Annotated in this window: 20 protein-coding genes and 1 other annotated feature; of the genes, 9 read left to right on the top strand and 11 right to left on the bottom strand. The window is 36.4% G+C overall.

The window, feature by feature from the left end:
* Positions 1-66 precede the first annotated feature (66 nt).
* A complete protein-coding gene (locus tag BMY57_RS07555) occupies positions 67-780 on the bottom strand; it encodes a DUF998 domain-containing protein (protein ID WP_091773414.1) in 714 nt (237 codons plus the stop codon).
* Positions 781-912: 132 nt separating this feature from the next.
* On the opposite strand from BMY57_RS07555, the gene BMY57_RS07550 reads away from it, so the two are divergent.
* Both BMY57_RS07550 and BMY57_RS07545 read left to right on the top strand, forming a co-directional pair.
* Positions 913-1,344, top strand: a complete 432-nt coding sequence (locus BMY57_RS07550; protein ID WP_091773413.1) for a MarR family winged helix-turn-helix transcriptional regulator — start codon at positions 913-915, stop codon at positions 1,342-1,344.
* 77 nt (positions 1,345-1,421) lie between these two features.
* Positions 1,422-2,288 (top strand): permease, encoded by an 867-nt coding sequence (locus BMY57_RS07545; protein WP_091773412.1) that lies wholly within the window; start codon positions 1,422-1,424, stop codon positions 2,286-2,288.
* Between the two features lie 165 nt (positions 2,289-2,453).
* Here BMY57_RS07545 and BMY57_RS07540 read toward each other — a convergent pair whose 3' ends face one another.
* On the bottom strand, positions 2,454-2,726 hold the full coding sequence (locus BMY57_RS07540) for a DUF3219 family protein (RefSeq protein WP_246247472.1): 273 nt from the start codon (positions 2,724-2,726) through the stop codon (positions 2,454-2,456).
* Between the two features lie 133 nt (positions 2,727-2,859).
* On the opposite strand from BMY57_RS07540, the gene BMY57_RS07535 reads away from it, so the two are divergent.
* The gene (locus BMY57_RS07535; protein WP_091773410.1) at positions 2,860-5,637 is read left to right on the top strand and encodes a UPF0182 family membrane protein; all 2,778 of its coding nucleotides are present in this window, start codon (positions 2,860-2,862) and stop codon (positions 5,635-5,637) included.
* Between the two features lie 97 nt (positions 5,638-5,734).
* On the opposite strand, the gene tyrS is transcribed toward BMY57_RS07535, so the two are convergent.
* Positions 5,735-7,000 (bottom strand): tyrosine--tRNA ligase, encoded by a 1,266-nt coding sequence (gene tyrS, locus BMY57_RS07530; RefSeq protein ID WP_091773409.1) that lies wholly within the window; start codon positions 6,998-7,000, stop codon positions 5,735-5,737.
* An 86-nt stretch (positions 7,001-7,086) separates the two neighbouring features.
* Positions 7,087-7,285, bottom strand: a binding site (T-box leader).
* A 133-nt stretch (positions 7,286-7,418) separates the two neighbouring features.
* On the opposite strand from tyrS, the gene BMY57_RS07525 reads away from it, so the two are divergent.
* The 4 genes from BMY57_RS07525 (at position 7,419) to BMY57_RS07510 (ending at position 13,091) form a co-directional block, all read left to right on the top strand.
* The gene (locus BMY57_RS07525; protein WP_091773408.1) at positions 7,419-10,478 is read left to right on the top strand and encodes a transglycosylase domain-containing protein; all 3,060 of its coding nucleotides are present in this window, start codon (positions 7,419-7,421) and stop codon (positions 10,476-10,478) included.
* Between the two features lie 149 nt (positions 10,479-10,627).
* Entirely contained in the window at positions 10,628-11,266 is a 639-nt protein-coding gene (locus BMY57_RS07520) for a GNAT family N-acetyltransferase (protein ID WP_091773407.1), read from the top strand.
* 14 nt (positions 11,267-11,280) lie between these two features.
* Positions 11,281-11,928, top strand: a complete 648-nt coding sequence (locus BMY57_RS07515) for an acetoin utilization AcuB family protein (RefSeq protein ID WP_091773406.1) — start codon at positions 11,281-11,283, stop codon at positions 11,926-11,928.
* Positions 11,898-13,091, top strand: coding sequence for an acetoin utilization protein AcuC (locus BMY57_RS07510; RefSeq protein WP_305728828.1), 1,194 nt, complete (start codon positions 11,898-11,900; stop codon positions 13,089-13,091). The genes BMY57_RS07515 and BMY57_RS07510 overlap by 31 nt, the downstream gene beginning before the upstream one ends.
* A 198-nt stretch (positions 13,092-13,289) precedes the next feature.
* Here BMY57_RS07510 and motS read toward each other — a convergent pair whose 3' ends face one another.
* The 4 genes from motS to BMY57_RS07490 all read right to left on the bottom strand — a co-directional run bounded on the left by motS (position 13,290) and on the right by BMY57_RS07490 (position 17,137).
* The gene (motS, locus tag BMY57_RS07505) at positions 13,290-14,057 is read right to left on the bottom strand and encodes a flagellar motor protein MotS (RefSeq protein ID WP_091773404.1); all 768 of its coding nucleotides are present in this window, start codon (positions 14,055-14,057) and stop codon (positions 13,290-13,292) included.
* Positions 14,047-14,871 carry a flagellar motor protein MotP gene (gene motP, locus BMY57_RS07500; RefSeq protein ID WP_091773403.1) on the bottom strand — a complete coding sequence of 275 codons (825 nt, stop codon included), beginning with the start codon at positions 14,869-14,871 and terminating at the stop codon, positions 14,047-14,049. The genes motS and motP overlap by 11 nt, the downstream gene beginning before the upstream one ends.
* 53 nt (positions 14,872-14,924) lie before the next feature.
* Entirely contained in the window at positions 14,925-15,926 is a 1,002-nt protein-coding gene (ccpA, locus tag BMY57_RS07495) for a catabolite control protein A (protein WP_091773402.1), read from the bottom strand.
* A gap of 149 nt (positions 15,927-16,075) precedes the next feature.
* Positions 16,076-17,137, bottom strand: a complete 1,062-nt coding sequence (locus tag BMY57_RS07490; RefSeq protein WP_091773401.1) for a bifunctional 3-deoxy-7-phosphoheptulonate synthase/chorismate mutase — start codon at positions 17,135-17,137, stop codon at positions 16,076-16,078.
* Positions 17,138-17,267: 130 nt separating this feature from the next.
* Between BMY57_RS07490 and pilM the strand changes: the two genes are divergently transcribed.
* Entirely contained in the window at positions 17,268-19,430 is a 2,163-nt protein-coding gene (pilM, locus tag BMY57_RS07485; protein WP_091773400.1) for a pilus assembly protein PilM, read from the top strand.
* 13 nt (positions 19,431-19,443) lie between these two features.
* On the opposite strand, the gene ytxJ is transcribed toward pilM, so the two are convergent.
* Genes ytxJ through BMY57_RS07470 form a run of 3 tightly spaced genes read right to left on the bottom strand, consistent with a single transcriptional unit; the run spans position 19,444 to position 20,686 of the window.
* Positions 19,444-19,761, bottom strand: a complete 318-nt coding sequence (ytxJ, locus tag BMY57_RS07480) for a bacillithiol system redox-active protein YtxJ (RefSeq protein ID WP_091773399.1) — start codon at positions 19,759-19,761, stop codon at positions 19,444-19,446.
* Positions 19,762-19,819: 58 nt separating this feature from the next.
* Positions 19,820-20,257: a YtxH domain-containing protein gene (locus tag BMY57_RS07475; protein WP_091773398.1), complete on the bottom strand. Its 438-nt coding sequence runs from the start codon at positions 20,255-20,257 to the stop codon at positions 19,820-19,822.
* 21 nt (positions 20,258-20,278) lie between these two features.
* Positions 20,279-20,686 carry a DUF948 domain-containing protein gene (locus BMY57_RS07470; protein ID WP_175615459.1) on the bottom strand — a complete coding sequence of 136 codons (408 nt, stop codon included), beginning with the start codon at positions 20,684-20,686 and terminating at the stop codon, positions 20,279-20,281.
* A gap of 147 nt (positions 20,687-20,833) precedes the next feature.
* On the opposite strand from BMY57_RS07470, the gene BMY57_RS07465 reads away from it, so the two are divergent.
* Positions 20,834-21,946 carry an aminopeptidase gene (locus BMY57_RS07465; protein WP_091773397.1) on the top strand — a complete coding sequence of 371 codons (1,113 nt, stop codon included), beginning with the start codon at positions 20,834-20,836 and terminating at the stop codon, positions 21,944-21,946.
* Between the two features lie 167 nt (positions 21,947-22,113).
* Here BMY57_RS07465 and BMY57_RS07460 read toward each other — a convergent pair whose 3' ends face one another.
* On the bottom strand, positions 22,114-25,491 hold the full coding sequence (locus BMY57_RS07460; RefSeq protein ID WP_091773396.1) for a phosphodiester glycosidase family protein: 3,378 nt from the start codon (positions 25,489-25,491) through the stop codon (positions 22,114-22,116).
* Positions 25,492-25,748 lie beyond the last annotated feature (257 nt).

Here is a 25,748-nt window from a genome sequence, read left to right as displayed (position 1 = left end):
TAAAAAATATCTAGTTGGGGCCGTCTTTAATTTTATTTATGAATATGTGAATCATACAGTTAAAAATTAATTCGTTATTCTCTCATATTTCCAAAGTATAATTGCAGTGACGGTCATCCATAAGTACACCGAACCGTATAAAATACGTTGTAATAATCCTCCGGGAAGGTCAAAAAACGGCTGAAAGAATAGTAATAACAATGAGGTTGTACTTATAAATACACAAACATAAGTCCAAATTGATAATTTTGGCCATTTCGTTTTAACAGAATTTCCAATCATTATTAATGCTGGAATATGAACAACCATTCCTGGAAGGGCAGATAGTGTATGCCATTTAAAGTTGATATCTGCTGGAATGATGCCCGAAACAGAATAACTCAATCCAAATATAATAAGTAGTATTGTTGCAAGTTTTATCCTTCGATGATTTGGCCAAGATGGTTGTATAAGAATAGCGCCTACAAAAATGGCAATACCAGTAAGAGTAAACGTCCAGTTCATAAGTAAGTGATTGGGTGAACAAATCAAATAATTAGCTATATCATAAGTGTTTTTACCACATGTCGTTACGCCAAGGTCACTCATCGGTTGCTTATAAAAATTATAAGGAGCTTCCGTTGTCTTTATAACGATATATTCGACAATAAAATATAGACTTAATAGTATCCAAGTGATATAGCCAATTAGAGCTGATCGATTCTGTTTTCGTCTTATTATAAATGAAGCGAAGAATGTCATTATCGTAAAAATAATCATTAAAATATACCAAAAATTCATTTTTGATCTCCTTACTTAAATAGCTTTTTTATTGTGTTTTCATATACGAATATATTTGAATTAAAGTTTCATAATTAAATTAGTTGCATTTTACAAATAATTGGGGTATAAAGTAATTAAGAGGTGATATTTATGAGTCATGAGAATCTTAGATCCCTGTTTCAACTTGTTGTACGTCACTACGGTTTACTAAATGAACAGTGCTGTGATCAGTGTTGTGGGCAAGATGTTAGTGTTCAACAAAGTCATATTCTGTTTGAAGTTGGTCGTCAGCATCATCCATCCATGCGTGATATAGCCAATACTTTAGGTGTTGATATCACCACGTTTAGCCGCCAAGTCAAATCATTAATTAATAAAGGTTATATCACAAAGACTCCTCATCCTGATGATCAACGGATTCAAATTCTTCAGTTAACAGAAAAAGGCGCTCAACTTGAAAAAGATATAGACCAATATATGAATGAAAGTTTAGATCAAATCTTTAGTCAGCTAAATGAAGATGAGCGCCAAACTGTCACATATTCTATTGATTTATTAAACAAAGCGATGAGAAGTGTTTAACCTCCTCTATATTATTAGGAGGTTTTCAAACACTAAATAGTTGCATTTTACAACTATTTTACTTTGAGGTGATGATCATGTGGATTGATATCTTAAAAAGTTTTTTATTTATTGCACTAGAATTAACGGCATTATTCTTTACCGTTACGTTTGTAGTTCATTTGATTCAAGGGTTGATTCCTTATGAGAAGTTAGAAGAGCATCTCGTTCATGCTAACACTTCTGTAGGATCTCTTATTGCAGTTTTATTAGCCTTTATTACTCCATTTTGCTCTTGTTCTACCATCCCTATTGTGGCAACCATGCTTCAAAACAGGATGCGTTTTGGATTTGTCATGATTTTTTTATTCGCTTCACCAATACTTGACCCAACCATCTTGACATTAATGGGGGTCCTACTCGGATGGAAGGTAACCATTATTTACACGTTAGTTTCAACAATTCTATCGATTGTCATTGGCTTAAGTTTGGAGAAACTTGGTTTTGAAAATGCCGTCGAGCCTTTCGTTGTCAAGTCAACTACTGAACCTCCAAATAAATTTAATGTCAAAAATGCTTGGAATGAAACCAAAACTCTAATGAAGACGGTGTATCCTTACTTAATACTGGGCGCTTTCATAGGTTCGTTAATCCATGGAGTTGTCCCAACAGAGTGGATGACTAATGCATTTGGAGGGAATGAGTGGTGGTTAATTCCGATTGCTGCTTTAATCGGAATTCCATTGTACATTCGATTATCCACCATGATCCCAATCGCTAACATTATGATTATGAAAGGGATGGCACTGGGTCCAGTGATGGCCATTATGATTAGTTCAACTGGTGCGAGTCTACCTGAGGTGACGCTATTACACTCTATTTTTGAAAGAAAACTAGTCTTGGCATTTATCATTTCAGTATTATTCATGGCCACCATGTCAGGTACTTTATTTTATCTGATTTAAAGGAAGGTGAAAAATATGTTAAAACTACTGAATAATCTTAAACCTAATAAAAAGAAAAACTGTTGTTCTTCTTCTATCATAGTCGATGAACAACAAAAAACTTCATGCTGCGACTCTGATCAGGCATGTTGTAAGTAATCATAAGAGGGAGTGCTTCACTCCCTCCTATTTTTCAATTAACTCGACATGAAAGTCTCCAACCGCTCCTTCTTTATAAAGGTTAGTAAAGGACGTCCAATAATTTTGAATCGTGGCCTGAAATTCAATGTCTTCATTAGGGACTTTAACATCAAAATTATTCTCATATAACAAAGTAGTCACATCATGATACTCTTCATGAGTCACTTTAAAGTCTAAGATGATCAGTCTCTTCTCTTCGATATCATCCAATTTATAGCTATTTACTTCTATGGCATGTTGATTGATTAAAATTTCCATTATCATCACTCCTTAACTATTAAAGTTCTGGAAACTAACCGTATTTTAACTTAAACTTAAACTATGTGTGAAACTAAAGTACTTACTTATTCGTATTAACAATTAGATCAATAACTTTTTAATGGAGGTAAACATGGATTCACAAGACTTTTTCGAACAACTTAATAAAAAGCAGGCAGATAATATTAAGAAATTAACAAAGCGTCTAAAGTTTGTTTTTCTGATTATTTTACCAATCCTTATCCTTGGAATAATCGGATTCCAAATCCTAACCAATTATATTTGGATGGAGACACTTGATTTTCAAAATGTTTATACAACGATTATGGCTAGTAAAGTAGCGTTAGGCGTTATAGGATTTGTGTTGTTTTTAGTCATTGGTATTTTTACCCTAAGCTGGATACGCAAATCTTACTTATCTTACTTGAATCATAATGCCATACCTAATGCCATCATGAGTAAGAAAATCAGTCGAAATATTATATTAGTGGTTTCGATTATATTTGGTGTTTTAGGTACGATGTTAGTTCAAGGTTTAGGCTGGGAACCAGCATTAAAAGTTCTCAATTATGAACCATTCGGTACAACCGACCCACATTTTAATTTAGACATTTCATTTTATTTGTACATACTACCATTCTTAGAATTTGTTCTAGGTGTATTATTTAGTTTGGGCATCATAGTTTTATTAGCTGAAATTGGTGCTTACTCAGTATTTGAAATGTACCGTAAAAGCCGTCGTGCTCAATTACATTTAGGATTTACTTTAGGTTTTATTGGACTAATATTAGCAGCTCAGCACCTGTTAGAACCATACGGTACGTTATTAACTAATAGCGTCAATGCTTTTCAAGACAGTGTGGTTTATGGGTTAAGTTACACAGATGATGTTGTCAATATTCCAAAAGCGTATATTCTTGCGGCTACAGCGATTTTAGCAACCGTTTGGATGATTATCTCCTTAGTACGCGGGAGAATTAAGGGTGTTCTAATCCCCATCGCGACTTATATTGCCATCGTTATATTAGGTCAGCTCGCTTCAGTAGCTGTACAACAATTCGTCGTTTCACCTAATGAGTTCAATCAGGAAAAACCATATTTAGAACAAAATCTCGAGTATACTCGTGCAGCTTATGGATTAGATAATATAAATGAAATCCAACACCCTGGTGAAGATAGTTTAGATGAAGAGTTAATTGAGCGAAATGAGTTAACAATCAATAACGTACGTCTCAATGATTCACGACCACTAAAAGATGTTTATAATCAAAAACAAACGATTAGAAATTACTATAAATTTAATGATATAGATATTGACCGATACATGATTGATGGAGAATATAGTCAAGTCTTTATTGGTGCTCGTGAGTTAGATACATCTAATTTACCAGACCAAGCCAGAACATGGGTGAATGACAAGTTACGCTATACTCACGGTTATGGAGTAACGATGAGCCATGTTAATGAGGTTGATAGTCAAGGTCAGCCTAGATACTTGTTGCAAGATTTACCGACACAAGGAGCCTTAGAGGTTTCAAGACCGCAGCTATATTTTGGTGAAGAACAAGCAGGCAATGTCATCGTTAATACGAAAGTTGATGAATTCGACTATCCTCAAGGTGAATCCAATGCTTCAACTAGATATGAAGCAAATACCGGTGTTCCGCTTCAAGGTCTGAACAAACTGTTATTCTCAATTAAAGAAGGATCATTTAGAATGTTTGTTTCGGATCAATTAACAGAAGAAAGTCAGTTACTTGAAACAAGAAATATTAAAGATCGTGTTAACCGAATTGCACCTTTCTTTGATTATGATACAGATCCATACCTTGTCGTACGTGACGATGGAACGATGGTATGGATTATGGATGCCTATTTAACAGCTGAAAATTATCCATATGCTGAGCCATATCAAAAAGATCGTAACTATATTCGAAACTCTGTAAAGGTATCCATCGATGCTTATACAGGTGAAGTAAACTTCTATGTTGCTGATGAAAATGATCCATTATTACAAACGTACCAAAACATGTTTCCTGACCTCTTTACAACAGAGGTTCCAGAAGATATAAGAGCTCACTTTCGTTATCCTGAGAACTTATTCCAGGTGCAAGCAGATAAATGGGGAACATACCATATGTCAGATTTAGAAGTATTTTATAACCGAGAGGATACTTGGCAATTCCCTACAGAGAAATATTACAACCAGGACATTGTTATGGAACCATATTATATTACGATTACCTTACCGGATGAAGATATGGAAGAGTTTATCCTTTCGATTCCATTCACTCCTAAGAACAGGCAAAATATGATCGCTTGGATGGGAGTTAGAAATGATGGGGACAATTACGGGGAATTATTTGTGTACAGATTCCCTAAACAGAAAAATATATATGGACCACAACAAATCGAAAACCGAATCAACCAAGATAGTTATATATCACAACAATTAAACTTATGGTCTCAAGGTGGCTCAGAAGTCATCCGTGGTAATTTACTCACTTATCCAATCGAAGATACGGTTTTATACGTTGAACCAATTTACATTGAATCGTCTAATGAAACTTCATTACCAGAAGTGAAGCAGGTTATTGTCGCATATGAAGATTACATCGTTATGAAGCCAACCTTTAAAGAAGCATTAGATGAAATTGTTGCAATGGTTGAAGAAGGAGCGCCAGGAAACGCACCAGAACTTGAACCAGATCCAGACACGGACACTGATCCAGAAAATACTGAAGAAGAAGGTACAGAGACAGAGGATCAACCAATCTTAGATGCTGAGCAAACATTACGTGATGTTTCTCAATTATTCGATCAGTATCAAGATGCCCTATCAAACGGACAATGGGAACGTGCTGGTGAAATCATGAAGGAAATTGAAGATCGCCTAAACGAAACTCCTTAAAATAGCGAAAAAATAATACATCAAAACGAAGAGATTATACAACTTCTTAAAGAAAAGTAAAAGCAGATGGGCCGTTTAATTTGGCCCATCTGCTTTTTTAATGACGGATTAAGAAATATTTCTTTTTACCTCTTCTAATGACCGTGAATGCATCATCTAGTTTATCTTTCTGATCAATGACATATTGCATATCTTGTTCACGTTCACCATTAATATAGATAGCTCCATTTTTAATATCTTCTCTAGCTTGACGCTTGGATGATGAGATTCCTGCTTCAACTAATAAATCGACTAAGCCCTTCTCGTTTTCTTCTAATGTATGAGAAGGAACATCTTTAAACCCAGCTTCGATTTCTTCCTTATTTAATGCTTTAATATCCCCTTTAAATAAGGCATTTGAAATACGTATCGCTTGTTCTAAGGCCTCTTCGCTGTGAACCAACTTCGTCATTTCTTCTGCTAAACGTCGTTGAGCCGCACGTTGTTCAGGTCGTTCTTGGACTTCTTTTTCTAATTCTTCTACTTCATCTAATGATAAGAATGTGAAGTACTTAATGAATTTTATAACATCACGATCATCAACGTTTAACCAGAATTGGTAAAATTCATATGGAGTCGTTTTTTCAGGATCTAACCATACAGCTCCTCCTGCGGTTTTACCAAATTTTGTTCCATCTGCTTTAGTAATTAAAGGGAATGTTAAACCAAATGCCTTTGCCTCTTCCCCTTCCTCACTTGTACGGCGAATCAATTCTAAACCAGCTGTAATATTCCCCCACTGATCACTACCTCCGATTTGTAGGGTACAGTTTTGTTTTTGGTTTAACTTTTGAAAATCAAGAGACTGTAATAGCATGTATGAGAACTCTGTAAATGAAATTCCGTTCTCAATTCTTGATTCAACTGAATCCTTCGCTAACATATAGTTAACACTAAAATGCTTACCAACATCTCTTAGTAGTTCAATAACGGACATTTCTTTTAACCAATCAAGGTTATTAACCGCTACAGCTCCCTTCTTCTCATCATTAAAATCTAGGAGCTTGGCTAATTGTGACTTAATTCGATTACTGTAATGTTCCACAACACTCTCTTCATTTAATTGGCGCTCTTCATTACGACCACTAGGGTCACCGATCATACCGGTTCCTCCACCGACTAACGCAATCGGCTGGTGACCAGCTTCTTGGAAACGTTTTAATATAATAATCGGTAACAAATGCCCGATGTGCAAGCTATCTCCTGTTGGATCAAACCCACAATATAAAGAAACCCTCCCTTCACTTAAATGCTTTTCTAATCCTTCTTCATCTGTAACTTGATTAACAAGTCCTCGAGCTCTTAAATCTTCCAATATGTTCATTGTTTCTACACCTCCAAATTTTATAGAGACTAAGTCTTATTATGTGTGAACATAGTCTTAAAACACAAAAAAATCCATCGCCCAATAATAGGGACGAAGGATTCGCGTTACCACCCTAGTTGTAGTGTATTCACTACCACTTCATTGCAATATCGGCCAACTAACCGCTCTTAATAAGAGATGCTCCAAGTCGTAATTCGTCCTATGCCTTGTACTGATTCACACCAACCACCAGCTCTCTGAAACATTGGGCATATTCCTACTTCAACCGTTCATAGCGTTTTATATTCATTCATGTATGATATGAGATATTTTTACCATATCTTTTTAAAAAATGCAACAAAAAATCTACCATATCACGAATAGGATGATTGAATAGATTATGCTATAATAGATTCTGAATTTAGGAGGTTCGATCATGAATAAAAATAAATGGCTATCTGTCTTTCAAGAAGGTAGATTCGTTTCAACGACACGAATTACTTTAGACGTCATTTGGAATATTATATTATTCTTTCTTGTTTTAGGTTTTATTGTTGCTTTTTTCTTAGGTGGTCTAGGAGTCGGTTACTTTGCCTCACTTACCGAAGACCTAGAAGCATCTGATCGAGAAGAAATGGGTAAACAGATTTACAATTACGAAGAAACTTCTAATATATACTTCGCAAATAATGTACATATGGGTAAACTTCGTAGTGATTTACATCGTGAGGAAGTTAAGTTAGAAGAAGTTTCTGACCATTTAAAGGATGCAATCAAAGCAACAGAAGATGAATACTTTGAAACTCACAACGGGGTTGTCCCAAAGGCGATTTTCAGAGCACTCTTTCAGGAATTTTCAAATGCAGATATGCAATCCGGTGGTAGTACATTAACTCAACAGCTTATCAAATCTCAGATTCTAACAAATGAAGTTTCATTTGAACGTAAAGCAAAAGAAATCTTAGTAGCCTTACGTCTTGAGAGATTCTTTGAAAAAGATGAGATTTTTGAGGCGTACTTGAACATTGTACCATTTGGGCGTGACTCCTCTGGTCGAAACATTGCTGGTGTTCAAGCGGCAGCACAAGGATTATTTGATGTTGATGCGGATGAGCTTAATATTGCTCAAGCTGCCTTCATTGCAGGTTTACCTCAAAGTCCTTCTGTCTATACTCCTTTTGATAATGGAGGAAATTTAAAATCTGAAGAAGATTTGCAACCAGGTCTTGAGCGCCAACGTATTGTTTTATCCCGTATGCTAAGGGAAGAAATTATTGATGAAGAAACGTATGAAGAGGCATTAGATTACGACGTGATTGGTAATCTTACTGATAAAAAAGAATCCACTATCTCTGATTATCCATTCTTAACGTTTGAAATTGAAGATCGAGCAATTGAACAAATGACAAAAGTATTAGCTGAAGAAGACGGCTATACAATGGAAGAATTACAGGAAAATGATAAATTACTAGAACAATATGAAATAAGAGCAGAACGTGATTTACGTCAAAACGGTTATGAGATTCACACAACTATTGACAAGGATATTTATGACGCTTTCCAACAGGTGACAAGAGAATATCCTTACTTTGAACCTACAAGAACTGTATATCGTTATGACGAAGAAAATGATGAACAAATTGAAATTGAAATGCCAGTAGAAGCAGGTGCAATGTTAAAAGATAATCGTACGGGTGCCATCTTAGCTTTTACCGGTGGCCGTGATTTTGAGCGAAGTGAAATTAACCATTTCTCTTATCACCAACGACCAAACGGTAGTACGATGAAACCATTTTGGTATGCATCTGCTATAGACATGGGAATTGCTAGTCCAGGTTCTCCGCTTGCCGATGTGAAATTTGGTAATCAATTAGTAAATGAACTTGGTGGCTGGAGTCCTTCAAACTATATTTCAGGATCACAAAGTGGAATTGTAAGTGCTCGCGAGGCGCTAAAAGATTCAGATAACCTTCCAGCTTCAAGACTAGCTATAGATATGTTAAACCGAAAAGGAAGACACGAAGAACTGTCTAACTATCTAAATAATATGGGATTTGACGGTAATGAGTTTGCACCAAATCGCCTGTATGCGCCTGGAGTTCTTGGACCTGTATATGTCTCACTTGAGGAGACTACCAATGCCTTTTCAGTATTCGCAAATGGTGGTAAGTTTAAAGATTCTTATATGATCGAGAAGATTACTGATGGTGATGGAAACACAATCTATGAACATGAAACAAATGAACTTGATGTCTTCTCGCCACAGACAGCATACCTGACTCTAGATATTTTACGTGATGTACTGACTCAAGGTACTGCCACTTATGCTAGAGGTCAACTCTCTAACCCGTCCGTTGACTGGGCAGGTAAGACAGGAACTTCAAATGGATGGATGGACGCACTCTTTGTTGGTACGAATCCGAATGTTACACTAGGTACTTGGATTGGTTATGATGAGTACGATATTAATGGAGACGGACAGGTGTCTGAACACGAGAAAGAAGTAATGAATCTAAATAATTGTAGAAATTGTAGTTTAAGTTACAGCCAACGTAACTTAGGGTACTGGTCTAGTTTAGTTAACGCTGCAACCGAAGTTAATCCAGACTTAATGGCACCTCAAGAACGACATGAAAGTCCAGGAGGTATTGTATCAAGAAACTACTGTCAAATTTCTGGATTATTACCTAGTGAGGCTTGCCAAGAATTAGGCCTTGTTAAAACTGATTTATTTAACATCGATCACGTTCCTACAAAGAAAGATGATAGTGTAACAGAAGGCGAATACGTACAAATTGGTGATGAGTACTATGAGGCCATTGACAGCACACCTGAAGAGTTTGTCGAAGAAGGTTTCTTCCTCAGACCAGGATTCGTCGAAGAACAAGGCTGGGATGATATTGAGGATATTAGTCAATTATTACCTGATAATGAAGCTTGGGCTAATTTAGTCGTTCCTGAAGATGGACCTCCAGAAGATGATGGTTCACCATCTGCGCCAAAAGGTGTACAAATGAATGGTTCAAAATTAACTTGGAGTGAATTAGACGGAGATGTGATTGGATACAAAGTCTATATGAAAGAATCAGAAGATGATGATTTCGAATTGATAGACTCCACAAAAGAACCAGGTGTTGAAGTATCTAAAAACCGTATTTATGCCGTTAAAGCTGTCGACTTCTTTGGTAACGAATCTGACCACTCTTCTTCAGTCACTTATGGTGAAATTGAAGAACCGGAAGATGATGAGAAAGATGAAAAAGACAAAAAAGATAAGGATAAAGACAGGAAAGATAAACGCAAACGAGATAATGACGAAGATCAAGAAGATGATGAAGGCGGAGATGAAGAAGATGGAGAAGATGGTGAAGATGGAGAAGATGATGAAGGCGGAGATGGAGACAGTGGAAATGGTAACGGAAATGGCGACGAAGAAAGTAATGACGAAACGGCTTTTCTAAATCCGATAACCAACTCTAAATTTCTTTTATTCTAATGTAAACCATTATTAATTTCATCTAATACAGTGTTCAAAAGACAAATAGAGCATTTCAGCTCTATTTGTCTTTTTTATATTAATTCCATTTAGTCAATCATGTTATACTTAACATAGATGTATCATTAGGTTAATCAGGTGGTGACGATTTGGAACATCCGAAAAAATATCATAAACAGGTAATAAATAAAAACGGTCGCTCCGTCGTTGTTGAGGGTCCAGTTACAACTCAAGAGCTCGATCATTATTATTTTGATGAAGGTTTAAAAGCATTTAGACCACCTAAGAAACAATATGAGGCCATCAAATCTATTGCTGAGTTTCCAGAAGGTCGGATCATTATTGCACGCGATCAAGATAAAATAGTGGGATATGCGACGTTTTTACATCCTGACCCTTTAGAAAGATGGTCCACCATAAAGATGGATGATCTCTTAGAACTAGGAGCTATTGAGGTATCTCATGATTATCGTGGTTTAGGTATTGGCTCTACTATTCTAAAAGTTGCTATGATGGATGAACAAATGGAAAACTATATTATCATCACGACAGAATATTATTGGCATTGGGATATGAAATCAACAGGTTTAAATGTATGGGAATACAGAAAACTAATGGAAACAATGATGGGGTATGGAGGACTAGAACCTATGTCCACAGATGACCCAGAAATAATATCTCACCCTGCCAATTGTTTACTTGTTCGTATTGGTCAAAATGTTCCTGAAGAGTCCATCAAAACTTTTGATTCACTAAGATTTATGGGACGAAATGATTTATATATGTAAATGAGGTGAAACCATTGTTAGTTGAAGAAATCATGAAAAAGGATGTCATCACCTTAGAACCTCACCATACCATTAAACAAGCATTAGAACTATTAAACAAGTATCATATCAGACATATTCCGATCGTTAATGAACATCACAGTGTCGTTGGAATTATTTCAGATCGTGATATCCGAGATGCTGCTCCATCTACATTAGAAAAAAACCAAAACCAAGAAACACTAAATCACCAAGTTAGCTCCATCATGACAAGCCCAGTTATTACTGTTCATCCATTAGATTTCATCGAAGAAATAGCCTCTATTTTCTATGAGCACGAGATTGCATGTGTCCCTGTTACAAAAGATAATCAAATAGTCGGGATTGTTACCGAGAAAGACTTACTATACACCTTGATTCAATTAACAGGAATTCATGAGCAAAGTTCTCAAATTGAAATCAAAGTCCCTAACAAAGTAGGAATGCTTCCTGAAATTACACAAATTATTGGTGAAAGAAAAATTAACATATCATCCGTTTTTATTTATCCATACGATCAAGATCGAACGCAAAAAATTATTGTATTAAGAATTCAAACGATGAATCCTATGCCATTAATTGATCAATTGAAAAATAGAGGGTATGAAGTACTGTGGCCAAACATACCGGGGTTATCACCATGATTTGTCATTCAGCATTTGTTTACTCAAACGATTTCAATCAATATAAATTTCGAGAAGATCATCCTTTTGATCAATTACGAGTGACACTAACATATGAACTTCTTAAATCTGCAGGAACCTTAACAGACGACCAAGTGATTCCACCAAGAATGGCCACAGATGAAGAAATCAAAACCGTTCACCATCCCAACTATGTTGATGCAGTTAAGAGAGCTGGAATTAATCAATTAACCGAAAGTGAAGCGCTGGAATATGGCATAGGAACAGAAGATACACCGATTTTTCCTAAGATGCATGAGGCAGCGTCCTTATTAGTTGGAGGAACTTTAAGTGCTGTAGATGCCGTTTTAAAAAATGGTTTTAAGCATGCCGTTAATTTAGGTGGTGGCCTACATCATGGATTTGTTAGGAAAGCCTCTGGTTTTTGTGTATATAATGATGCAGCGATTGCTATAAAATATATTCGAGAACTAACAGATTATAAGGTTTTGTATATAGACACAGATGCCCACCACGGAGATGGGGTTCAATGGATCTTTTATGATGATCCAAATGTCTGTACTTTATCCATTCATGAGACAGGCCGATACTTATTCCCTGGAACTGGTACTACAAATGAGCGAGGTCGATTAGACGGCTATGGTTATTCATTTAATATTCCACTAGACGCTTTTACAGAAGACGAATCATTTTTAGAAGTTTATAAACGATCCATAAAAGAAATTGCCGAATATTTTAAACCAGATATAATCATTACGCAAAACGGTGCAGATGCCCATGCATACGACCCTCTTACCCATTTATGTAGTACGATGGAAACTTACGAGATTATACCAAAACTAGCACATGAAATAGCCCATACTTATTGTGACGGTCGTTGGATTGCCCTTGGCGGCGGAGGCTATGATATGTGGCGAGTAGTTCCTCGTGCATGGGGTCAAGTTTGGAATATTGCGGCTAAATCAGAAATATTAACAGGCGACTTGCCACAAGACTGGTTAAAGAAATGGCAAGAAAAAAGTCCCGTCACATTGCCTAACCAATGGCAAGACACGGATGGCATATATAAAGAAATTCCTCGTAAACCTGAAATTACAGAAAAAAATAGATTATCTCTTGAAAAGAGTTTGCAATTCATCACGAACCAACAAAAATACATGTAGCTTTCTTTTTCTCTTTGCCTACTATCTATGGTAGGCTTTTTTATTGTTTAAAAATAACGTTAACCTTTTGAGATTAACGCCTAATATGATGTATTAAAATATGATCTTTATTCCAAATCAACCTCATTGAATCAGTTAAAAAGCACTCGATTTTCTCGAGTGCTTTTTGTGATTAAAATTTTAGATCAAACCATTCAATTAGTCAGATTCCAATATAATAATTTCAACACGTCTATTCTTTTTCATATTTTCTGAAGAATCATTTGGAACAATCGGTCTCGTATCTGCAAAACCCGATATTTGAAACCTTTCTGCCTCCAAGTCCTCTTCTTCTGCAAAATATCGTACAACACTACTTGCTCTAGCACCACTCAGTTCCCAGTTTGAAGGAAAGCGATTGGTTCTAATAGGTCTCGGATCCGTGTGCCCTTCAACTTTCACTTGGTTAGGAATATTTTCCAATAACGTTGCTACTTTTTGTAATAGTGGTAACGCATCTCCAATTAATTCCGCTTCACCAGATTCAAACAGGACATTTTCTTGTAAAACTAATACAACACCTTGTTCTGTTCTCGTAGCTGAAATGACATCAGATAATCCTTCATTCCTTATGTATTCTTCTATTTGTTGAAGTAAACGTTCTAATTCATCTACTTGTTCTTCTAAATCATGTGGAGTTAATTCTTCTGTTTCTTCAATCTCTGTCATGCCTTCGAATTCATTTTCATCTTCATCATCTTCTAGGTTGCTAGCTTGATCTAATTCAACCGCAGATGGATAGTAATCAAGAATAACTCTCTGTTGATAGGATTCCGTAACGGTTTTTAGCTTTTCAGCATCAATTTGTGACATTGAAAACAATAATATAAAAAATACTAAAATGAGCGTAACCATATCAGAGTACGTGACCATCCAAAGTGGTGCTTCTTTTTTTGGCCGTTTTTTACGATTTCGATTAAGATTCATTGGCCGTCTCTCCGATGACTTCTTCTTCAACTTCATCTTCTTGCATACTTAGCTCTTCATTAGAAAGAAAAGCACTCAATTTCTCTTCTAGTATTTTAGGGTTTTGACCAGATTGAACCCCGATGACGCCTTCAATAATCACTTGTTTCATAAAAACTTCTTCTTCAGTCATATTGTATAACTTTCCTGATATAGGAATAAAAACGAGGTTAGCAAGTACCATCCCATAAAACGTCGTTAATAGGGCCACTGCCATACTTGGTCCAATCGTTTCAGGAGTAGTTAAATTATTTAGCATAAGGACTAAACCAATAAGTGTACCAATCATCCCCCATGACGGAGCATACTCCCCTGCTTTTTCAATAATTGCTCGACCTTTTCCATGTCTTTCTTCCATTGCGGTAATCTCAGCGTTCATGATGTCATTAATAACTTCTGGCTCAATACCATCAATGGCTAAATAAACGCCTTTTTTAATAAATTCATCGTCTAAATCTTCAAGCTCACTTTCTAAAGCTAGCAGTCCTTCACGTCGTGCTTTTTCCGATAAACGAATGAATAATTGAATTAACTCTCGTAAATTGTGATCCGATTTACTGAACGCTTCCTTAAATACTTTTCCAGTCAATTTCATTTCTTTTAAATTAAAGTTAATCAGTAAAGCTCCAGTTAATCCACCTAACACGATAATAAATGATGACAATTGGAGAAATGTTGAGAAGCCATCTAGCCCACTATTAAAATAAATCCCCATTAATATCATCGTTGCACCTATTCCGATTCCAATCGGTGTCAGTATGTCTCTTTTTTTCATTAGCCTCTCACCCTAATTGTACAAGTTTGTCTATATATTTATTATCGGTTGGGTTATTGAATTGTTGAGCTTCTTTTTATAATTCGATGAGGAAGAACGACTTGATCTTCACTCACTTCTTCATTTTTAAGTAATTTAGTTAATAATCTCATCGAGACGGCTCCAATATCGTACATTGGTTGTACAACTGTTGTGAGTTCAGGACGAACCATCACAGATAATCTTGTATTATCAAAGCCGACAACGGATAAATCTTCAGGAATTTGTACGCCTTTATCTTGAGCCCCATGAATCACACCTAACGCCATTTCATCAGAGGACGTCATAACCGCGGTTGGTACTTCATCAAGACCCAAGAAATATTCAGCGGCTTTTAACCCAGATTGATACGAATCATCGCCTTCATAAATTAAATGATTAGGGACATTTAATTTGTGTTGCTCTAATTTATCTTTAAAACCTTGTACTTTCGAAAGCTCTATACTGGAACCTGTGTTATTTGAAGCATACCCAATAGTCTGATGTCCACCTTCTTCAACTAAATGTTGAACGGCATCTTGAATAGCTAAATAATAGTCAATATTAACAGAAGCGATTTCATTGGATTCATCGACCGTCGCAGCTAATACGACTGGTACATTTGAATTTTTAAAGGCTTTAACATGCTCTTCCGATACAGAACCTCCAATAAAAATAACACCGTCTACCTGCTTTTCTAGCATGTTATCAAAAAGGTCTAATTCCTTATTTAAGTTTTGATCTGAACTACTTAAAATAATATGGTATTTATACATGGCTGCGATATCTTCAATTCCTCGTGCTAACTCAGCAAAAAACATATTTGAAATATCCGGTATAATAACCCCAACAGAGGTTGTTTTTCGACTTGCTAAACCACGTGCTACCGCATTCGGTCTAAAGCCGAGCTCCTCGATTGCTGCTAATACCTTTTTTCTAGTAGTTGGTTTTACGTTCGTATTTCCGTTAATGACTCGGGAAACCGTCGCCATTGAAACATTTGCTTTTTTTGCTACATCGTAAATTGTTACACTCATTTAAACCCCTCATTTCACACCGATATTCGTTTTAATATTGTTAGCATACGACATTCTAAAAATTCTATCAACAGATAATACCGCCTATAAACAACTATTTAATAAACCTTCACAAAATAAACAGAAATACTATGAAGATAGTATTCCTGTTATTGGCGTAACTCATTAATAAAAGATTGAAATGTTGGAATGTCCATTTGTTGTTGAGAATCGGATAATGCTGTTGCCGGATCAGGATGGACTTCTGCCATCACCCCATCTGCTCCAGTCGCAAATGCAGCTTTAGCAGCAGGCAATAATAAATCTCTTCGACCTGTAGAATGGGTTACATCGACAAACACAGGTAAGTGAGTTTCTTTCTTTAGTATTGGCACTGCCGTAATATCTAATGTATTTCTTGTTGCTGTCTCATAAGTACGAATTCCTCTTTCACATAAAATGATTTGTCCGTTACCTTGTGAAATAATGTATTCTGCAGCATTTATAAATTCATTAATAGTAGCTGCTAAACCGCGCTTTAGGAAAATTGGTTTACTAGCTCGTCCCGCTTCTTTAAGCAATTCAAAGTTATGCATATTACGAGCTCCAATTTGAATGACATCAACATAATCATGCGCTAATTCAATATCGTTAGGGTTTACAATTTCACTGACAGTTTTAAGCCCGTGCTTGTCACCGACTTCTTTTAAAATTTTTAATCCTTCAAGTCCTAAACCTTGAAAGTCATAAGGGGAGGTTCTCGGTTTGAAGGCTCCTCCTCTTAACATGCTTAATCCTTCTTCTTTTATCGCTTGAGCTACAGCGTCCACTTGCTCATACGATTCAACGGAACAAGGTCCAAACACAAACTCTTGATGTCCATTCCCGATTTGAATCTCTTCACCGATATTAACGACTGTGTCGGTCGGTTTCTTTTGTCTCGAGACTAATAAGGCGTTTAATTGATCCTCTTCAATTAACTCTTTTGCTGCCTTAAAAATTTCTTTAAACAAATGCTCAATCGTGGAATACTCGAATGGGCCTTCATGATTTTTCAAGATGAGATCCAACATTTCTCTTTCTCTAATAGGATCAAACACATTGATACCTTGTTCTGTTTTGATATCACCGATTTGTTTGATTAATTCACCTCTACGATTTATCAAATCTAATAAACGCAAATTGACCTGGTCAACTTCTTTTCTTAAGTCATCTAATCGGTTAGCGCTCATGTTGATTCCTCCCCTAGTTTATCGAAATCTATTTTTATGATACATTATGCTTAACTAAATATTCTTCCTAGTATTATAAATGACCAAACACTAGTTGTCATTCAATCCATCACAAAAGGGGCTTAATCAGATGAGCGAAAAACTATTTGCCTTGGATATAGGTACCAGAAGTGTCATAGGTTTAATTTTAGAACATAATCATTCACAATATAAAGTTCTAGATATGGTCACGGAAGAACATGAAGAACGCTCTATGTTAGACGGTCAAATACATAATATATTAAAAGTCTCTGACGTGATTCATAACGTAAAAAAACAACTAGAAACTAAGCACGGTCCACTATCAAAAGTATGTGTGGCAGCGGCAGGCAGAGCGTTAAAAACAAAACGAGCTTCTTATGAAATATCTATTTTAGAGCAACCTTTAATGACTGATGAAGATATCCTACATTTAGAGCTATCAGCCGTTCAACAAGCTCAATATCAATTAGCTGAAGAAGAACAGTCCAACCAAATGACGCATTATTATTGTGTCGGATACTCGGTATTGCACTATTTATTAGATGAATCGGAAATTGGTTCGTTAGTCGATCAACAAGGTGAAAAAGCTAAAGTCGACATTATAGCCACTTTCTTACCTAAAGTTGTCGTAGATTCACTATTATCTGCTTTAAAAAGAGCTGACTTAGAAATGGAAGCTTTAACGTTAGAACCAATTGCAGCGATCCAAGTCTTAATTCCTGAGTCGATGAGACGTTTAAATGTATCATTAGTTGATATCGGAGCCGGAACGAGTGATATCGCTATTACGAGTGAAGGAACCATTACGGCATATGGGATGGTACCAAAAGCTGGAGATGAAATCACCGAAGCTCTTAGTGAGACATTCCTTTTAGACTTTCACAAAGCGGAATTCGCGAAACGACAATTAACCAATCAACAAACAATTGAGTTTGAAGATATATTAGGAATTCAACATCAATATCAGTATGCTGAAGTTGTCAATGAAATTGATGATTCAATCTCAGACTTGGCAGCATCTATTAGTGAGGAAATTTTATTGTTAAACCAAAAATCACCTCAAGCTGTCATGTTAGTTGGAGGAGGAAGTTTAACACCGGAGTTACCTAGAAAAATAGCTAAAATCCTTAATTTACCTGAGAACCGCGTGGTCGTTCGTGGAATCGATGCAATTCAACCATTAACTAATAAAGAATGTTTACCAGATAGCCCAGAATACATTACACCAATTGGGATTGCTATTGCGGCTAAACAAAATCCTGTCAAATATATTAGTGTAACCGTAAATGAACGAACCATCCGATTATTTGATCTAAAGCAACTAACCATTGCAGATTCCTTATTAGCTGCTGGCATTCAAGTTAATAAATTATATGGAAAACCCGGAATGGCCATAATGGTTGAATTAAACGGTAAAAACATGACCTTGCCAGGCACACTTGGATCTGCCCCTATCATTAAAATAAATGGTCGCGAGGCATCCATTCAAGATCCTATCAAGCATAATGATCATATTGACGTTATAAAAGGAGAAGATGGCCGTACACCTATTTATACCGTTGAAGATGTTTTAGGAAATACTCCTAAAATGACGGTACATATCAATCAAGAGGTTTATCAATTGCCACTACCCGTTTTAGTGAATGGACACGAGGTTCCATTAGATTACACATTATCAGACAATGATCGTATTATCTGGCACTCTCATTATTCATTAGAACATGTTCTAAAACAATGTGGATTTGACCATGTATTATCCAAAATGCGTCCGTTTAAAATTACCTTAAACCATAAAAATATAAAGATTTTTGATTACATTATTCAAGTTCAAAAACAAGGGAAAGAGTTACAATTAACTGATAGAATCCATAACCATGATCAATTAACGATCAAGCAAAACGAATCTATTACTGTCGAAAAACTATTAGAACAAGTTGATAAAGAAAGTGACCATTCAATTCAAGTTTATTTTAATCAACAACCAGTAAAGTTGACCAAAAGACTTACAAAAGTATATCGAAATGGTGAAATAATTGACTTCAATACTATGATTCAACCAGACGATGTAATTATTTACGAAGATCAAACAGAAGAGCCTTTTATTTTCCAAAATATATTTCGCTATATTGATATTGACTTTGACCAAATTCAGGGTAATCGTTTTAAATTAATTAAGAATCATAAGGAAGTAGGATTCTTAGAAGAGATTCATGGTGGAGATCAACTATCAATTGAATTCGATAAAACATCAAACCCTAAGCTCCCTCAATAGGAGCTTAGGGTTTTTATTGCAATGCTTTCTCTACTTTTTTAGAGGTAATCTCCCAATGAGAAGCATGATAATCAACTTCACCATTTTTAATATAAAAAACTTGAGGTGATTCATGCTTAATACCAAAGTGCTCTTCTACAAAATTTGAAACATCACGATGATCTTGTATATGGATTATATAAGTAGGTACATCATGAAAGGACTGGAACTCCTCTATTTGTCCTTTCGTTTCACGACTAATTGGGCATGTTAAGCTATGTTTTAACAACACTAATTCGTCATGTTGCTCTATAGCTTTTTTAAAATCTTCTATTGAGGTTAATTGCTCCACCTTCTACACTCCTTAAATTTCAAAAAAAGTTGTTGGATATCCCCAACAACTTTTTCGACTAATTTTTATTAATGGTTTCTTCTAACGCTTGATCTGCTTCAAGACGTTCTAACTCTTCTGCAGCTTCTTCAATTGCTTCTGCAACCTCTAGTGCTTCTTTATTATCTTTATTTAGTTTCTCATCTTTAAATTGATTAACACGTTCTTGAAGTTCGTCAGTCTTATCTTTTACACGATCTGTTATTTCACGGCTTCTTTCTTGAATTTGTGATGACCACTCTGTTCCTTTTTCGTAAGCTACATCTTTCCATTCACTTGCACGTTCACGTACTTGTTGAGCTCCTGAATTTATATCTTCTCTCATTTCACGGCCAGATTTTGGTGCAAATAACAGTGCTACTGAAGCCCCTACAATACCACCGATTAAGCTTCCAATTAAAAAGTCCTTACTATTAATGTTTTCCTGATTATTTTTTGCTTCCTGTTCATTTGACATAAGAGATTCCTCCTCTAAAAATTATTTTTCTTTGTATTTTTTCCATAAATGAATCGCTGCCTCACCCCATTTAATGGTCTGAGAAGTTTTTTCAGCATGTTCATTTGCCTGATCTTGCAACTCTTCTGATAACTTCTGCAAAGAGTCATTAAAATCCTGCACTGTATACCCTATTCCTTTAACACCATCAAATAAAACATTCACTTTATCTGTTTTCTCAGAAATGTCTTCTGCTAAATGATTGGTCTTTTTTAACAATTCTGTTGTTTCATGGGTAATTCCTTGCATTTGCTTTTCAATACCCTCTACTGTGTTAGCCACATGATGAAAGGTTTTACGTACAGATATTAGCGTATAAGCAATATAAATGACGAGGATTAAAAAAGCGATTGCTGCAATCAGTGCTGAAATATGTAATAGATTCAACATTAACACAACCTTCCATGTACTATTACTTACTAATCTATACCCCATATTGCCCAATGTCAAACAAGTCTGAGTATAAACCGTTAAACTTACACCAAAATGTGATAAAATATTCATATAAATTCAAAAAAGGTGAGGTAGGGAATACATATGAGAGATCCACGAATCGATAAATTAGCAGATTTATTAGTGAATTATTCAGTACAACTTAAAGAAAATGAAAAATTACTTATTGAGAATACAGGCCTTCAACAAGAATTAGTATCTGCAATTATAGAAAAATCATACGAAGTTGGCGGTCAACCTTTTGTCACGCTTAAAGATCCAAAAGTCATGCGATCACTATTAATGGGAGCTAACGAAGAGCAGTTAAAAGCATGGGAAAAATATGAGGCAACAGTCATGGAAGATATGGATGCTTACATTGCCATTCGTTCTGGCGATAACATTAATGAACTATCGGATGTACCCAGCGCTAATAATAAACTATTTGGACAGACGGTTGGTCGAGTACACCGTAATATCCGCGTTCCTAAAACAAAGTGGTGTGTCCTGAGATACCCTAATGCTTCAATGGCTCAATTAGCCAATATGAGTACAGAGGCTTTTGAAGACTTCTATTTCGATGTATGTACGTTAGATTATGCGAAGATGGACAAAGCAATGGATGCTTTAGTTAATAAAATGGAACAAACCGATGAAGTTCATATTAAAGGGCCAGGAACAGATTTAAAATTCTCTATTAAAGATATTCCTAAAATTAAATGTGCTGGGAATATGAATATTCCAGACGGAGAAGTTTATACAGCACCGGTTAAAGAATCGGTTAATGGTACCCTAACTTATAACACGCCATCACCTTACCAAGGGTTCACATTTGAAAATGTAGAGCTAACGTTTAAGGATGGTAAAATCATTGATGCCAAAGCGAATGACAGTGACAGAATCAATGAAGTTCTTGATTCTGATGAAGGTGCTCGTTATATCGGTGAATTTGCCATCGGCATTAACCCTTACATTTTACACCCAATGAAAGACATTTTATTTGATGAGAAAATCGATGGCAGCTTCCACTTCACTCCTGGCCAAGCTTACGATAATGCTTATAATGGAAATAATTCCTCTATCCACTGGGATATGGTTGTCATCCAACGTGAAGATTACGGTGGAGGAGAAATGTATTTTGATGGTGAATTAGTCCGTAAAGACGGACGATTTGTCCTTCCTGAATTAGAAGGCTTAAACCCTGAGAATTTGAAATAAAACGTCAAAAAATAAAAGAGTATAATTAAAATTATTTAATATAAAATCCGAACCTTTTGATTAATTCTTAAATAGAATTCAAATCAAGGTTCGGATTTTATTTACGAAATATCATTTTGTCATTTGTTGCATTTACCTTAAAGGCAGCCAATCTACTTGCGGAAGATTTACTCTATTTCAATGTCGATATGAGCTTTCATTTCATTGGAAAGTACCTCTAACTGAATCCATCCATTTTTTAAAGCTGTTAACTCTCCATTCACTGGGTTAAATGTAGCAGTATATTTACCAGAACTTTTCGCACTTTCTAAAGCATCGCCTGTCCCAATAAATACATCCTCACTTCCTTCCCAAGAAACCGATGCAGGATAACTAAGTGGGAACGTTAGATTTCCAGCTTGATGTCCTTCGGCAGAGATAGTAGCCGTCTCACCGACTGAGATTGAACCTGGACCGTCGATCGAAATGTCTTCTAAAATTGGTCGAACTTCTGCTTGAACCCAATCTGAATTTTTATCTGATGACTCTGGTCCGAACATTTTCTCTGGCATTGGAGTAGGATCGACCCCAAACATCGTCCAAGCATAAAAGCCACCTTTAGCTGGTGATCCATAAGGAGATTTGCCTGCTGAACCTGTTACCATATAAGGAACCCCTTCGACACGCTCTAAATGAACCGTATGGGCATGGCCACTTAAATATATGGCCCCTTTTCCATTAGAAGTTTCTCGAAAGTCAGTTAACCAATTTTCAATCAACTCAGCTTCTTTCCGATCTGATAGCTGACTATTATTCGTCGGTAGAGGATCGCGTGTAGGATGATGTCCCAATACGACGACATTCTTAATCTTTGGATTGGTAGCTGCATCATTTAATGATTCCTTTAATTCAATTAATTGGTCAAAATCACTAGTCCGGAAGCTACCTGTTGAGGAATCAAGTAATATAAAACGTGTTCTTTTATGGTCAAAGGTATAACGATTTTCGCCAAATACCTCTAAGAAATTATCCAATGAGCCACTACCTACAATTTCGTGGTTACCTGGCGTATAGTAAATTGGAAAAGCATCCCCAACTTCTTCATCTAATACTTGTTTGGCAAATTCAAAATCTTCTTCCCATGCCGTATCCACAAGATCACCGTTAATTACAAGAAACTCAGGATCCTGTGCTACAATTTCACGTAAAGCTTTTCTAGCCATTTGAACTTGCTGACTATTCGGCGAATCGGCAACAAATTGAGAATCATTTAATACGGCAAACTTCCAACGATCCTTGCCAATGCCTTCATTTTCAACAATAAGTGAATCAGGTGTTACCTCTTCACTCTCCACCTCATCCACGGCAGGTGGGACTTTTACAGTTAAATCATCAAAAATTAATGAACCAGTATATTGACTATTTGGATCCGTTTCTACTGGATAAATGCGCCATAACTTCACTGGATATTGTATACCCTCTGGTAAATTCGTCTCCACATACTGCCAACCCGTCCAATCCACTTCATCTGCCAATGTCAATGTATATCGTGTACCTGATGCATCTTCTAAGACTGTTCTTAGCCACGCACCATTTCCATCACTATGCACCCAAAGTCCAAGCTGTTGAACATCTCCTGGGAGCTCCAACATCGGTGAACCTTGTAAGTAAGCTGCTCGAGTAGCTGTAGTGGTAGTAAAATCATAACTAAGTTGAATTCCGTTACCATTTCGACCTTCTACCAGCTCCATCGATGCTCCAACATCAGCCGGATACTTCGTAAATTCCCAACCATCTTCCGTTTCAAATTCAGAAATGTCCACAGTCTCCAATCCAATAGTTACTGGTAGTCGCACGACTTTATCCTGAACAGTTACCTCAATTGTTGTTGATTCTCCATTTTCTAGTGGAATAACTGTGAACTTGCCGTTTTCATTTTCTTCTACTTCAATCACCGTTTGATCATATTCTAAATTAACATCACGTGCTTCAATAGGTGCTGAATAACCATTTTTGTCAAAGCCATTTATAGAAAAGTCAGCATTTCGTCCAATTTCCATTCCTAGATAAGAGGAAGTTGTCTCAATCCGATCTAATTCACCAAGAACCCTGATTTCCTTAGTACCCTTAGTTGACCGAACTTGAGCTTGTGCCACAGCTTTACCAGACTTTCTAGCATAAAAGATGCCATCCTCATCAAAAGAACCGACATCCGCTGGGAGGGCCTTCCACTTGATTGAATCAACATTTACAGGAGAAAAATTTTCATCGTACCCTTTTCCAATAAAACTTCTTGTCAAACCAGGAAAAACACGATGACTATGTTCTTCCTCCATAACCGTTTCCACTGCAAAATGATTTAGTTCACCACTTCCATCTTCGACAAATATACCAATACCATTTGGCACCGAACGCTCCATCCCATCAGACGGGCTGTTCACTACTTCCACATCTGATTCACCCGGCATACGCGCAACCATGGTCGAAGATCCGCCACCATCAATATTTAGAGCTTGGTAAGAACCGAATTCTACCATTAATTCACCTAGTTCGTGTAAAGTCATCCCACGACTATCCGTTTGACGTCCGTCAACTACAACTAAAAACATCTTTTTCCCATTTTCTGATAAGCCTACTGCAGATCGAGGAGCTGTAGTACGATCATCTAATCCTGCTGTAACCTCACCATGATTAACTAAAATAGCATTTCCTCCAATCGCATAGTCCATAATCGAATCATTATCGACTTTTGGAGCGTACGAAACTGTTACCGATTCACCAACAGAAAGTTCTTGTAACTGTAGTGCACCCTCTTCTCGTCCAACTAGTACAAAGCTATCTTCATCGATCGGACCGCTACTCACTTGGTCGGAAACAGACTCGACTACGCCATCACGGACCAGTACTTCATAGACATGATCCGCACTTGGACGCTGTGCTTGTCCCCAAACAGAGGTATATAAGCCAATACCATCGGCAGGAATACTAGATTGATTCAATGCAGCCAATTCCACGCTGCTAGAAGGTAATTGTACGGTTCCTTCTAAAAAAATACGGGACAAATTCCCAAGGCCATTTTCATCAACACCAAACGTCAAAGTATGAGATCCTTGAGGGCCTTTTAACATCTCACCATCTTGAATCATTGTGCCTAACGGTGCATTCGTATTATTAATATCAAAGAAGTCTCCATTTACTCCGGCTACTGCTCCATGTTGTTTAGCTAATTCTGAGACGGGTTTTGTATCCGATATCTCTCCCGGGTACAATAAATCGGTTGAAACGGCTTCATTCTCCAGATCAATGGTCATCACTTCACCATTTAACCAACCACGTCCATCAAACCGTTCAAATGTAGTTAATTCTAATCCTGGGCCTATTTTTGTCGTTTCTTCGTTTGTGAGAATGGTTTTTCCACTCGGACCTACTGTGACAACCGGTTCAGATTTGTCGGATGAAGCGGACCGAGTATCTCCAATTGGGCTTGGCTCAGCCTGTACCACTGGACTAAATGTACAAAATATCAGTACTCCGACTAAGAAGCTCATCAATCCTTTTCGACTCAATATAAACCCTCCCTTGATTTTGACGAAAACTTGTCTTGCCAACTTAATTGTACTAATAGTCAGAAACTAGCAACACTAAGCAATAGAACTAACTTTTCTAGAAATTTCGACAAAATAAATCATTTATTACCATTCAAACTATGTATTTATAACCACTTTTCGATAAGATTTAATTTGTCATTATAATAAAAATAGTTCAGTTCAGAATACAAAATAAAATTGCATTCCAAACTGAACTACTAATCATTATCAATATT

The sequence above is a fragment of the Piscibacillus halophilus genome, from assembly GCF_900110685.1.
GTDB classification, from domain to species: Bacteria; Bacillota; Bacilli; order Bacillales; family Alkalibacillaceae; genus Piscibacillus; species Piscibacillus halophilus.
The sequence above is the reverse complement of the archived record's forward strand: the minus strand, read 5'-3'. Positions and strand labels throughout refer to the sequence as shown.